The sequence below is a fragment of the Bacillus sp. SIMBA_031 genome, from assembly GCF_046535225.1.
Classification (GTDB): Bacteria; Bacillota; Bacilli; order Bacillales; family Bacillaceae; genus Bacillus; species Bacillus velezensis.
Genome location: NZ_JAWRXC010000001.1, coordinates 914,800 through 926,907 on the forward strand (window position 1 = coordinate 914,800; position 12,108 = coordinate 926,907).

Here is a 12,108-nt window from a genome sequence, read left to right on the forward strand (position 1 = left end):
CGAAACAGTATTGTATTGAGAACCAAGGAGGACGAAACATGAAACCGATTAATATTCAAGATCAGTTTTTGAATCAAATCCGAAAAGACAATACGTTCGTCACGGTGTTTTTACTCAACGGCTTCCAGCTTCGCGGCCAGGTAAAAGGCTTTGACAACTTTACCGTTTTGCTCGAAACGGAGGGGAAGCAGCAGCTTATTTATAAACATGCCATCTCCACGTTCGCCCCGCAAAAAAACGTCCAGCTTGAGCTTGAATAGACTTTTTGAAAAAGACCATGAACAATGGTCTTTTTCTATGCGCATCTGTATATTGCAGGCTGTATATCGGAAACATAAAAGGGGGTTCGGAAAATCGTGTTCGAAAGTGAAAATGAACTGAGAAGAATCAGGATTACGCTCGTTTGGATCGCTGTTTTTTTGCTGTTTGGAGCTTGCAGCAATCATGAGACGGTGGTGACGGATGATGACGGCGGTTCAACGGATACCGAACCGCAGACAGAAGGCATGGTGCAGCTGGAACATAATCGTTTCGGCATCGTTGAGGACGGTTACTTAAAAATATACCGCTATGATGAAAAAACGAATAAAATCGAACTGAAAAAAGAAACGGCGCTGGATGAGCTTGAATAAATTTCACAAGCGTTCGAATTTACAAAGCGGGCCGCACAAGCTACACTAAGTACTGACATTGATCATGCAGAGGGTGAGACGATTGAAACACAAGGTGATAATCAACCATTGGGAAGAAACTTGTGAAGATGATTCCTGCTATGAATATGGAACCAGCATCATCGTTGACGGCAAAGAACTGATCAGAGAGGCTTCCATCACAAGCGCTCTGAAAGCCGTACTGAAAGAAATCGGTGCTGATGTGGAGATTGAAGAAACCGTTGAAAGCGAAAAAAAATGTGATTCTTACAAAAAATAAGAATAAAAGTCTAGACTACTAAGCAGTTTTTTTTCATGTTATGATAGACATCGGCTTACACATGACACCTTGAGTAGGATGAGAGATGATTCTCGTTCTGCTCTCTTTTTTGGGCGTTAATCGGGCCAGAGCCAAAGTCCGCTCTTTCAAAAATATGAATTTTTTATAAATCGATCTCAATATGTTGTGTTTTTCTGAGAGGTTAGTATACTATATATAGTGTTAAGAGATTCATTATTTTTGATAGGTCGTGATAAGGATGGTTCAAATCATATTTGATTCAAAGACAGGGAATGTTCAGCGTTTTGTGAATAAAACAGACTTCCAGCTGATCCGCAAGGTGGACGAAACGGACCACGTGGACACTCCGTTTGTTTTGGTCACCTACACGACAAACTTCGGCCAGGTACCGGCATCAACACAATCATTTCTCGAAAAATACGCCCATCTCTTATTAGGAGTCGCTGCGAGCGGCAACAAAGTATGGGGCGATAACTTTGCAAAAAGCGCCGATACCATTTCAAGACAATATCAGGTGCCGATCTTGCACAAATTTGAACTCAGCGGCACATCTAAAGACGTTGAATTGTTTACTCAGGAGGTAGAAAGAGTTGTCACAAAATCAAGTGCCAAAATGGATCCAGTTAAATAACGAAATCATGATCCAACAAGATGGAAAATTCCAGTTTGATAAAGATAAAGAGGCTGTACATAGCTATTTTGTTGACTATATCAATCAAAACACAGTTTACTTTCACGATTTAAAAGAGAAGCTGGATTATTTGATTGAAAACCAATACTACGAAGAGGAATTCTTAAGCCTTTACTCTTTTGAAGACATTAAAGAAGTGTTTAAGACAGCTTACGCAAAGAAGTTTCGTTTTCCTTCCTTCATGAGTGCGTTTAAATTTTATAATGACTATGCTTTGAAAACGAATGACAAGAAAAGAATCCTCGAGCGTTATGAGGACCGAATCTCAATCGTTGCGCTGTTCTTCGCAAACGGCGACACTGAGAAAGCAAAAGAATATGTAAACCTGATGATCAATCAGGAATATCAGCCGAGTACACCGACATTTTTGAATGCCGGCAGAAAACGCCGCGGAGAACTGGTGAGCTGCTTCTTGCTCGAAGTCAACGATTCCTTAAACGATATTTCACGGGCGATCGATATTTCCATGCAGCTGTCTAAATTGGGCGGCGGGGTTTCTCTTAATCTGTCCAAGCTTCGCGCGAAAGGTGAAGCGATTAAAGATGTTGAAAACGCCACAAAAGGTGTTGTAGGCGTCATGAAGCTTCTTGATAATGCGTTCCGTTACGCTGACCAAATGGGCCAAAGACAAGGCTCAGGCGCGGCGTATTTAAATATTTTCCACCGCGATATCAATGATTTTCTCGATACGAAAAAGATTTCTGCGGATGAAGATGTGCGCGTCAAAACGCTTTCTATCGGTGTCGTCATTCCGGATAAGTTCGTTGAGCTTGCACGTGAGGATAAAGCGGCTTATGTATTCTATCCGCATACGATTTATAAAGAATACGGCCAGCATATGGACGAAATGGACATGACGGCGATGTATGAGGAGCTTGTCGACAACCCGCGTGTCAAAAAAGAAAAAGTGAATGCGCGCAAACTGCTTGAAAAGCTTGCCGTTCTCCGTTCTGAGTCAGGTTATCCGTACATTATGTTCCAGGATAACGTAAACAAAGAGCACGCGAATAACCACGTATCAAAAGTGAAATTCTCGAACCTTTGCTCTGAAGTGCTTCAGGCCTCACAGGTTTCGGCTTACACAGATTATGACGAGGAAGACGAAATCGGCTTGGACATTTCCTGCAACCTTGGTTCATTAAATATTTTGAATGTCATGAAACATAAATCGATTGAGCGCACGGTGAAACTCGCGACGGATTCCCTGACTCATGTATCTGAGACGACGGATATCCGCAACGCGCCGGCAGTCAGACGCGCGAACAAAGCGATGAAGTCCATCGGTTTAGGCGCCATGAACCTTCACGGTTACCTGGCCCAAAACGGCATCGCGTATGAAAGCCCGGAAGCAAGAGATTTCGCGAATACGTTCTTTATGATGGTGAACTTTTATTCCATCCAGCGTTCAGCTGAGCTTGCGAAAGAAAAAGGCGAAACGTTTGAGCATTATGAAGGCTCCACTTATGCAACGGGAGAATATTTCAATAAATACATCGAAAAAGAGTTCTCACCGGCATACGAAAAAATCGCTGCGCTCTTTGAAGGCATGCACATTCCGACAATCGAAGACTGGAAAGAGCTGAAGGCGTTTGTCGCTGAAAACGGCATGTACCACAGCTACAGACTGTGCATCGCGCCGACAGGCTCCATTTCTTACGTCCAATCCAGCACGGCGTCCGTTATGCCGATCATGGAACGGATCGAAGAAAGAACATACGGAAATTCAAAAACGTATTACCCGATGCCGGGGTTAGCGTCTAATAACTGGTTCTTCTACAAAGAAGCTTATGATATGGACATGTTCAAAGTGGTGGATATGATCGCGACAATCCAGCAGCATATCGATCAGGGAATCAGCTTTACCCTGTTTTTGAAAGATACGATGACAACTCGTGATCTGAACCGTATTGATCTGTATGCCCACCATAGAGGCATCAAAACCATTTACTATGCAAGAACGAAAGATACAGGGCAGGACAGCTGTCTTTCTTGTGTCGTTTGATTAAAGGAGAGTTTACAGTGACAAAAATTTATGACGCAGCAAACTGGTCAAAGCATGAAGATGATTTCACCCAAATGTTTTACAACCAAAATGTAAAGCAGTTTTGGCTTCCGGAAGAGATCGCATTAAACGGCGATCTTCTTACTTGGAAGTATTTGGGTAAAAATGAGCAGGATACGTACATGAAGGTGCTCGCCGGCCTGACACTGCTTGATACAGAGCAGGGGAACACGGGCATGCCGATTGTGGCCGAGCACGTCGAGGGCCATCAGCGAAAAGCGGTTCTTAATTTCATGGCGATGATGGAAAACGCGGTGCATGCAAAATCATATTCAAATATTTTTATGACGCTTGCTCCGACTGAAACGATTAATGAAGTATTTGAATGGGTTAAACAAAATAAATATTTGCAGAAAAAAGCGCAAATGATTGTCGGGCTTTACAAAGCCATTCAAAAAGATGATGAAATTTCACTGTTCAAAGCGATGGTTGCTTCCGTCTATCTGGAAAGCTTCCTTTTCTACAGCGGTTTCTATTATCCGTTATATTTCTACGGACAAGGAAAACTGATGCAAAGCGGTGAGATCATTAACCTGATCCTTCGTGACGAAGCGATTCACGGCGTGTATGTCGGTCTCCTTGCTCAGGAAATTTATAATAAACAGACAGAAGAGAAAAAAGCAGAGCTTCGCGAATTTGCGATTGACCTTCTGAATCAGTTATATGAAAATGAGCTTGAATATACAGAGGACTTGTACGATCAAGTCGGACTCTCACACGATGTAAAGAAATTCATCCGCTATAACGCCAATAAAGCTTTGATGAACTTAGGGTTCGATCCTTACTTTGAAGAAGAGGATATTAATCCGATCGTATTAAACGGATTAAACACCAAAACAAAATCACATGATTTCTTCTCCATGAAAGGGAACGGCTACAAAAAGGCGACGGTAGAACCGATTAAGGACGAAGATTTTTACTTTGGCCAAGAAGAAGAGCAGATATAATATCTGCTCTTTTGGCTTGAATGGAGAGGTAAGACAGGAGGAACGGGCATGAATAAAATGGATGAAATCATCTTGGCTGCACCGCGGAGTGACGTTTTTCAAAACGAAATGCTGACATTTCAGGGAGTCAACAGCGAGGATGAACATATCGTAAAAATTATGGCTCAAATTGAGGCACATTTTTTTGAAATCAGAAGAGGCGACGCGGAAGAGGACCCGCGATTTAAACAGCCGATTCCGTATGTCGTCATCCGCCGCGATGATGAGGTGTTTGTGTATGAACGGCTTGCGGGCGGAGGGGAATCGCGCCTCCATAATAAGCTTTCTCTCGGCTTCGGCGGACACATGAACCCTATGGAAGGGGCGGCTTCATTTTCGGAAGTGCTGAAACAGAATACCGACCGGGAGCTGGCGGAAGAACTGTACATTCGCGAGGAGGACAAACAAAACATTGTCACACTCGGCCTGATCAATGATGATGAAAACGATGTAGGGAAGGTGCATATCGGCATCCTTTCTGCGCTCCAGTTAGCGTCTGCGGCACAAGTCGAAGTGAAAGAAAAAGATCAAATCGCCGGGCGCTGGATGAAACTGAGCGAACTGAAAGAGGAAAATGTGTATCAGCGTCTTGAAGCTTGGTCTAAGTTTGTCGCCGATATACTTCAATAACAAAAAACCCCTGTTCGTCCCAAAAAAGGGAAAGCAGGGGTTTTTTCATTTAGTCTTGCACAATGAAGGCATCAAATCCGGCTTTTTCGGCCCGCGCTGCCAACGCTTCAGCATAATCTCTGGAAGAGAATGCACCGATCTGCACTTTAAATAAGCCGCCTTTTGGAAGCACAATCGCGTCAAAACCTTTAGACTCCGCATCGGCGGCAAGCGCATCAGCATTTGCTTTCACTTTGAATGCACCGATTTGCACTTTATATAAGTCAGCCTTTTTTTTTAGACCGAAAGCTTGCTCCAAGCCCTTGGCATGTCCTCTTGCAAGGCTTTCAATAAAACTGGCTGTTTTCAGTTTGTTTGCATCAGCTGACGTATCAACAAAACCATTCTCCGTCAAAATCGCCGGCATACTTGTCTCCCGCAGCACATGGAAGTTGGCTGTTTTTTTTCCTCGGTCATTAAAACCTGATGCTTGAATCACTTGCGTGTGGACGGCTGATTGGTAAGTCGAGGTCGGCGCTCCGACACCGGGGTAAATATAGCTTTCGAATCCGGTTCCGCCTCCTGAGTTAATATGAATGGATAAAAAATAATCTGCGCCCCAGCTGTTGGCGGCATCCGTTCTTTCCGTCAGGCTGACCGTCTTATCGCTTGTCCTGCTCATCGTGACAGAAACTCCTTCATACTCATTCGTCAGAATCGTGCGCAAAGCCAGCGCGATCTCCAGCGTGACCGCTTTTTCCTGAAGTCCGTTTCCGGTTGCACCAGAATCAGTTCCGCCATGACCGGGGTCTATAAAAATTTTAACCATTCTCCATCACCTCATTACAGCATATGATGATATTCAAAAGGTGCTTGTACGGCTGTCATTCATGAAAAAAATGAGAAATACACCCAACATTTCCCGGAAAATAAAAATAAATGGTTTGTCCTCCCGTTTCTGTTGAATACAATAAGAAATGAAAAATATTTCTTGGGAAAGCGCAGGATTCAACATTATTCCCGAAGAGAACGGAAAAAGTGACAGATAAAGAGGAAAACGGGTCTCATGATGATAGGCGGATGTCACGGAACCGCTTCATCATGAGTAAGATAAAGAGAGAACAGAGAGGTGAGCATGTTGGAGCGCGCTGTAACCTATAAAAATAACGGACAAATTAACATCATTCTTAATGGCCAAAAGCAAGTGCTGACAAATGCAGAAGCTGAGGCGGAATATCAGGCCGCCCTGCAAAAAAATGAAGCCAAACACAGCATTCTGAAAGAAATTGAAAAAGAAATGAACACATTAGTGGGTATGGAAGAAATGAAACGCAATATTAAAGAAATTTACGCGTGGATATTCGTCAACCAAAAACGGGCCGAACAAGGGCTGAAAGTCGGAAAACAAGCTCTTCATATGATGTTCAAAGGGAACCCCGGCACCGGGAAAACCACCGTCGCGAGACTGATCGGCAAACTTTTCTTCGAAATGAACGTGCTTTCCAAAGGACATCTGATCGAAGCGGAACGTGCCGATCTGGTCGGTGAATACATCGGACACACGGCGCAAAAAACGAGAGATCTGATTAAAAAATCGCTCGGGGGCATTTTATTCATTGATGAAGCATACTCACTTGCAAGGGGCGGAGAAAAGGATTTCGGTAAAGAGGCGATTGATACGCTTGTCAAGCATATGGAAGACAAACAGCATGAATTTATTCTGATCCTGGCAGGGTACTCCAGAGAAATGACACATTTCCTGTCATTAAATCCCGGTCTGCAATCGCGTTTCCCTATCAGCATCGACTTTCCGGATTACTCTGTCACTCAGCTGATGGACATCGCAAAACGCATGATAGCAGAGCGGGAGTATCAATTAAGCCAGGAAGCCGAGTGGAAGTTAAAAGATTATTTAATGACAGTGAAAAGCACGACAAGCCCCATTAAATTCAGCAACGGGCGCTTTGTCAGAAACGTGATTGAAAAATCGATCCGCGCTCAGGCTATGAGACTTTTAATGGGAGACCAATACTTAAAAAACGATTTAATGACGATCAAGAGCCAGGATTTACTTATAAAAGATGAGGCGGCAGCTCACGAATAGACCTCTCAGCCGGTCTGAGGGGTCTCTTTTTTATTTCTCTCTTTAAAACCCGCCGGATGTGTGGTATACGCCCTGCGGGTTTGGTATGATAGTACTACTGCCCAATACGACACAGAAAGGAACATCCATTTGAACGAACAGGAAGGAAAAAAAGAAACGGTCATTTTGGTCGGCTGCCAGCTTCCGCACATGACAGATGAGCACTTTGAACATTCCATGGAAGAGCTTGCTTCATTGACAAAAACGGCTGACGGAACGGTGCTGACCCGGATTACGCAAAAACGGAACAGAGCGGATGCCGCTACATATATAGGCAAGGGGAAAGTAGACGAGCTGAAGGCGCTGTGTGAAGAGCTTGAAGCGGATCTGGTCATTTTTAATGATGAACTGTCACCGAGCCAGCTTAAATCACTCGCCACTGCAATTGAAGCGAAGATCATCGACCGCACGCAGCTTATTTTGGATATTTTCGCAAAAAGGGCGAAGACGAGAGAAGGAAAGCTTCAGATCGAATTGGCCCAGCTTCAATACGCGCTGCCGCGTCTGAGCGGACAAGGAATCAATCTCTCAAGACAAGGCGGCGGAATCGGGACGAGAGGGCCCGGTGAGACAAAGCTTGAAACAGACCGGCGCCACATTAGAAACCGCATACACGAAATTAACGTGCAGCTTTCAACGGTTATCCGCCACAGAAGCCGTTATCGGGAGAGACGAAAAAAGAACGGCGTGCTTCAGGCTGCACTCGTCGGGTATACCAATGCCGGAAAATCAACATGGTTCAATCAATTAACGAGCTCAGACAGCTATGAAGAAGATCTGCTGTTTGCAACACTTGATCCGATGACGAGAAAGATGGCGCTCCCAAGCGGCTACAGCGTCCTTTTGTCTGATACGGTCGGCTTTATTCAGGATCTGCCGACGACGCTGATTGCCGCTTTCCGCTCAACGCTTGAGGAAGTGAAGGAAGCAGACTTGATCATTCATGTCATTGATTCATCCAATGAAGATTATGCCGGACATGAACAGACTGTCCTCGGTCTGTTAAAAGAGCTTGAGGCAGATGATATTCCGGTGCTGACCGCTTATAACAAACGTGATGAGACACTTCCTGACTTCATCCCGACAGCGGGAGAAGGCCACATCATGATCAGCGCCAGAATCGCCGGGGATGAAGCAAAACTAAAAGCGGAAATCGAAGCTTATTTGCGACGGGAGCTGATGACGCCGTATGAAGTTCATGTGCCTGCCGCCGAAGGCAAATTGATGTCGCGCATCAAATCAGAGACCATGATCGACAGCCTTTATTTTAATGAAGAAAATGAACGCTACGAAGTCTCAGGTTATGTACAGGAAGAACAAAGCATACTCGGAGAACTGAAGAAATTCATGTAAGGAAGGTATACACAACATGTTTGACACACTGACCCATGGCGCTCTTTTACAAAAAACCGCCGAAGAAACAGAAGCGGAAATCTCCGCCGTTCATAAAAGAATAGAAGAAATCAGTGAACGGAATGAATGGAGAGTCCTGCAAAGCTACAGAAAACATAAAGTAAGCGATACGCATTTTACGCCTTCAACCGGATACGGTTATGACGATATCGGACGAGATACACTGGAGAAGATCTATGCTGATGTGTTCGGAGGAGAGGCGGGACTCGTGCGGCCGCAAATCATTTCCGGAACGCATGCGATTTCAATCGCGCTCTTCGGTGTGCTGAGACCCGGGGACGAATTGCTTTATATAACAGGCAAGCCTTACGATACACTCGAGGAAATCGTCGGAGTAAGAGGCGGGGAGTATTCAGGCTCGCTTAAGGAATTTCAAATCGGATACAATGCAGTCGATTTAACATCAGAAGGCAGAGTGGACTTTGAAGCGGTCCGGGCTGCAATCCGGCCGAATACAAAAGTGATCGGCATCCAGCGTTCAAAAGGATATGCGAATCGTCCGTCTTTCAGAATAAATGAAATTGAAGAGATGATTCGTTTCGTAAAGGAAATCAAAGAAGATGTCATTGTTTTTGTGGACAATTGCTACGGAGAATTTGTAGAAGAGCGGGAACCCTGCCACGTCGGAGCGGATCTTATGGCCGGCTCCCTGATTAAAAACCCGGGCGGCGGCCTTGCTAAAACGGGCGGCTATCTTGTAGGGAAAGCCAAGTGGATTGAGGCCTGCTCTTACCGGATGACCTCCCCGGGAATCGGAAGTGAAGCCGGGGCTTCGCTTTATTCACTGCAGGAAATGTATCAAGGTTTCTTTCTCGCTCCGCATGTAGTGGCGCAAAGCTTGAAGGGAGCGGTATTTACCGCCCGTTTTCTTGAAAAGCTCGGCTTTACGTCAAACCCTGCATGGAATGCGCCGAGAACGGATCTGATTCAATCAGTTGAGTTTCAGGACCCTGATAAGATGATCGCTTTTTGCCAGGCGATACAATATGCTTCACCGATTAATGCGCATGTGACGCCTTATCCGAGCTATATGCCGGGATATGAAGACGATGTCATTATGGCAGCGGGCACTTTCGTACAGGGGGCAAGCATTGAATTATCAGCAGATGGACCTATCAGACCGCCTTATGTCGCGTATGTCCAAGGAGGATTAACCTACGCGCACGTGAAAAATGCGATTTGCAGCGCCGTAAATGCTTTAATGGAAAAAGAGCTGATCTAGGCCGTTTGCAATTTTCAAAGAATTCGATGTTAAGATTCCTTACATTGTGTTGACACAAAATATAACATCACCTATAATGAGACTAAGATAAGAAAAGGAGGAAATTGAGATGAGTGATAACATTCGCCGCTCAATGCCTTTATTTCCAATTGGGATTGTCATGCAGTTAACAGAACTTTCTGCCCGGCAAATTCGATATTATGAGGAAAATGGATTGATATTTCCAGCGAGAAGCGAAGGAAATAGACGATTATTTTCATTCCATGATGTAGATAAACTGTTAGAAATCAAAAATCTGATTGAACAAGGCGTTAATATGGCGGGGATCAAACAAATTCTGGATAAGGCATCTGCCGAACCGGAAGAAAAATCCGAAAAAACCGCCAAACCGATGAAGCACGATCTGTCTGATGACGAACTCAGAAAGCTTCTGAAAAACGAACTGATGCAGGCAGGCCGTTTTCAGCGGGGAAATACTTTCCGCCAAGGTGACATGTCCCGATTCTTTCATTAATCCGTTAGCAACTGTTTTGCTATATACATTTACCTTTTAGAGGAGGAGTTTTACGAAATGGCAAAGTACACAAGAGAAGACATCGTAAAATTAGTAAATGAGGAAAACGTAAAGTATATCCGCCTTCAATTCACAGACATTCTCGGAACGATTAAAAACGTGGAAATTCCTGTGAGCCAGCTTGAAAAAGCACTTGATAATAAATGCATGTTTGACGGTTCTTCCATCGAAGGTTTCGTCCGTATCGAAGAGTCTGATATGTACTTATATCCTGATCTGAACACATTTGTAATCTTCCCATGGACGGCTGAAAAAGGTAAAGTAGCACGCTTCATCTGTGACATTTACAATCCGGACGGCACGCCGTTCGAAGGTGACCCGCGTAACAACCTCAAACGGATTCTGAAAGAAATGAAAGAACTCGGTTTCAGCGATTTCAATCTTGGACCTGAGCCTGAATTCTTCCTGTTTAAATTAGATGAAAAAGGCGAACCGACGCTTGAATTGAACGATAAAGGCGGATACTTCGACCTGGCTCCGACTGACTTGGGAGAAAACTGCCGCCGCGATATCGTGCTTGAGCTTGAAGAAATGGGCTTTGAAATCGAAGCATCTCACCATGAAGTTGCTCCGGGTCAGCACGAAATCGATTTTAAATATGCCGGTGCCATCCGTTCTTGTGACGACATCCAAACTTTCAAACTGGTTGTCAAAACGATCGCCCGCAAACACGGTCTGCATGCGACATTCATGCCAAAACCGCTGTTCGGCGTAAACGGTTCCGGTATGCACTGCAACCTATCACTCTTTAAAGATAGCGTTAACGCATTCTTTGATAAAGACGCTGACCTTCAGCTGAGTGAAACAGCAAAACATTTCATTGCCGGTATCGTAAAACACGCGACAAGCTTTACGGCTGTCACAAACCCGACAGTGAACTCTTACAAACGCCTTGTTCCGGGCTATGAAGCACCTTGCTACGTGGCATGGAGCGCGCAAAACAGAAGCCCGCTGATCCGTATCCCGGCTTCCCGCGGCATCAGCACGCGTGTTGAAGTCCGCAGCGTAGACCCGGCGGCAAACCCGTACCTGGCGTTAAGCGTATTGCTTGCAGCAGGCCTTGACGGAATCAAAAACAAACTTGAAGCACCGGCTCCGATTGACCGCAACATCTACGTCATGAGCAAAGAAGAGCGCATGGAAAACGGCATCGTAGATCTTCCGGCGACACTGGCGGAAGCTCTCGACGAATTCAAATCAAACGAAGTCATGGTTGCAGCGCTCGGCGAGCACCTGTTCGAACACTTCATCGAAGCAAAAGAAATCGAATGGGATATGTTCCGCACACAGGTTCATCCGTGGGAGCGCGAACAATACATGTCTCAGTATTAATCTCTCAATCCCTTGGCACTCTTGGTGTCAGGGGATTTTTTGGTTTCTTAACAAGTTTAATAACTTAATATAAATCAAGTATCACCCACAAAACACCCACAAAAAAACAATAAAAAATTACTCCA

The 12,108-nt window shown here is 44.7% G+C and carries 13 protein-coding genes; 12 read left to right on the plus strand and 1 reads right to left on the minus strand.

The genetic code is table 11. The features are described from left to right. Positions 1-38 precede the first annotated feature (38 nt). From hfq to SB724_RS04295, 7 genes are all read left to right on the plus strand, one after another. The gene (gene hfq, locus SB724_RS04265) at positions 39-260 is read left to right on the plus strand and encodes an RNA chaperone Hfq (protein WP_003154064.1); all 222 of its coding nucleotides are present in this window, start codon (positions 39-41) and stop codon (positions 258-260) included. Positions 261-356: 96 nt separating this feature from the next. Beyond that, positions 357-632, plus strand: coding sequence for a YmzC family protein (locus SB724_RS04270; protein ID WP_007611597.1), 276 nt, complete (start codon positions 357-359; stop codon positions 630-632). 82 nt (positions 633-714) lie between these two features. Continuing rightward, positions 715-930 carry a hypothetical protein gene (locus tag SB724_RS04275; RefSeq protein ID WP_003154062.1) on the plus strand — a complete coding sequence of 72 codons (216 nt, stop codon included), beginning with the start codon at positions 715-717 and terminating at the stop codon, positions 928-930. 259 nt (positions 931-1,189) lie between these two features. Beyond that, positions 1,190-1,582: a class Ib ribonucleoside-diphosphate reductase assembly flavoprotein NrdI gene (gene nrdI / locus SB724_RS04280; RefSeq protein ID WP_003154061.1), complete on the plus strand. Its 393-nt coding sequence runs from the start codon at positions 1,190-1,192 to the stop codon at positions 1,580-1,582. Next, positions 1,542-3,644, plus strand: coding sequence for a class 1b ribonucleoside-diphosphate reductase subunit alpha (gene nrdE / locus SB724_RS04285; protein ID WP_007611605.1), 2,103 nt, complete (start codon positions 1,542-1,544; stop codon positions 3,642-3,644). The genes nrdI and nrdE overlap by 41 nt, the downstream gene beginning before the upstream one ends. Positions 3,645-3,661: 17 nt before the next feature. Next, positions 3,662-4,651: a class 1b ribonucleoside-diphosphate reductase subunit beta gene (nrdF, locus tag SB724_RS04290; RefSeq protein WP_130570972.1), complete on the plus strand. Its 990-nt coding sequence runs from the start codon at positions 3,662-3,664 to the stop codon at positions 4,649-4,651. Between the two features lie 48 nt (positions 4,652-4,699). Further along, complete coding sequence (locus tag SB724_RS04295) at positions 4,700-5,320, plus strand: hypothetical protein (RefSeq protein ID WP_265971691.1); 621 nt, start codon at positions 4,700-4,702, stop codon at positions 5,318-5,320. Positions 5,321-5,369: 49 nt separating this feature from the next. On the opposite strand, the gene SB724_RS04300 is transcribed toward SB724_RS04295, so the two are convergent. Next, on the minus strand, positions 5,370-6,128 hold the full coding sequence (locus SB724_RS04300) for an N-acetylmuramoyl-L-alanine amidase (RefSeq protein WP_020955856.1): 759 nt from the start codon (positions 6,126-6,128) through the stop codon (positions 5,370-5,372). Between the two features lie 306 nt (positions 6,129-6,434). Here SB724_RS04300 and spoVK point away from each other — a divergent pair, with 306 nt between their 5' ends. From spoVK to glnA, 5 genes are all read left to right on the plus strand, one after another. Continuing rightward, positions 6,435-7,403 carry a stage V sporulation protein K gene (spoVK, locus tag SB724_RS04305; RefSeq protein WP_015417523.1) on the plus strand — a complete coding sequence of 323 codons (969 nt, stop codon included), beginning with the start codon at positions 6,435-6,437 and terminating at the stop codon, positions 7,401-7,403. A gap of 129 nt (positions 7,404-7,532) precedes the next feature. Then, positions 7,533-8,795: a GTPase HflX gene (gene hflX / locus SB724_RS04310; protein ID WP_015239904.1), complete on the plus strand. Its 1,263-nt coding sequence runs from the start codon at positions 7,533-7,535 to the stop codon at positions 8,793-8,795. Between the two features lie 16 nt (positions 8,796-8,811). Further along, a complete protein-coding gene (locus SB724_RS04315; RefSeq protein ID WP_061581351.1) occupies positions 8,812-10,077 on the plus strand; it encodes a methionine gamma-lyase family protein in 1,266 nt (421 codons plus the stop codon). Between the two features lie 109 nt (positions 10,078-10,186). Beyond that, positions 10,187-10,591, plus strand: a complete 405-nt coding sequence (glnR, locus tag SB724_RS04320) for a transcriptional repressor GlnR (RefSeq protein WP_007611631.1) — start codon at positions 10,187-10,189, stop codon at positions 10,589-10,591. A 57-nt stretch (positions 10,592-10,648) separates the two neighbouring features. Then, positions 10,649-11,983, plus strand: a complete 1,335-nt coding sequence (gene glnA, locus SB724_RS04325; RefSeq protein WP_007410365.1) for a type I glutamate--ammonia ligase — start codon at positions 10,649-10,651, stop codon at positions 11,981-11,983. Positions 11,984-12,108 lie beyond the last annotated feature (125 nt).

Bases quoted from the DNA above. Each gene is read 5' to 3' on its own strand.
- hfq (WP_003154064.1), top strand. From the start codon at position 39: ATGAAACCGATTAATATTCAAGATCAGTTTTTGAATCAAATCCGAAAA.
- nrdI (WP_003154061.1), top strand. From the start codon at position 1,190: ATGGTTCAAATCATATTTGATTCAAAGACAGGGAATGTTCAGCGTTTT.
- SB724_RS04295 (WP_265971691.1), top strand. From the start codon at position 4,700: ATGAATAAAATGGATGAAATCATCTTGGCTGCACCGCGGAGTGACGTT.
- SB724_RS04300 (WP_020955856.1), bottom strand. From the start codon at position 6,128: ATGGTTAAAATTTTTATAGACCCCGGTCATGGCGGAACTGATTCTGGT.
- spoVK (WP_015417523.1), top strand. From the start codon at position 6,435: ATGTTGGAGCGCGCTGTAACCTATAAAAATAACGGACAAATTAACATC.
- SB724_RS04315 (WP_061581351.1), top strand. From the start codon at position 8,812: ATGTTTGACACACTGACCCATGGCGCTCTTTTACAAAAAACCGCCGAA.
- glnR (WP_007611631.1), top strand. From the start codon at position 10,187: ATGAGTGATAACATTCGCCGCTCAATGCCTTTATTTCCAATTGGGATT.
- glnA (WP_007410365.1), top strand. From the start codon at position 10,649: ATGGCAAAGTACACAAGAGAAGACATCGTAAAATTAGTAAATGAGGAA.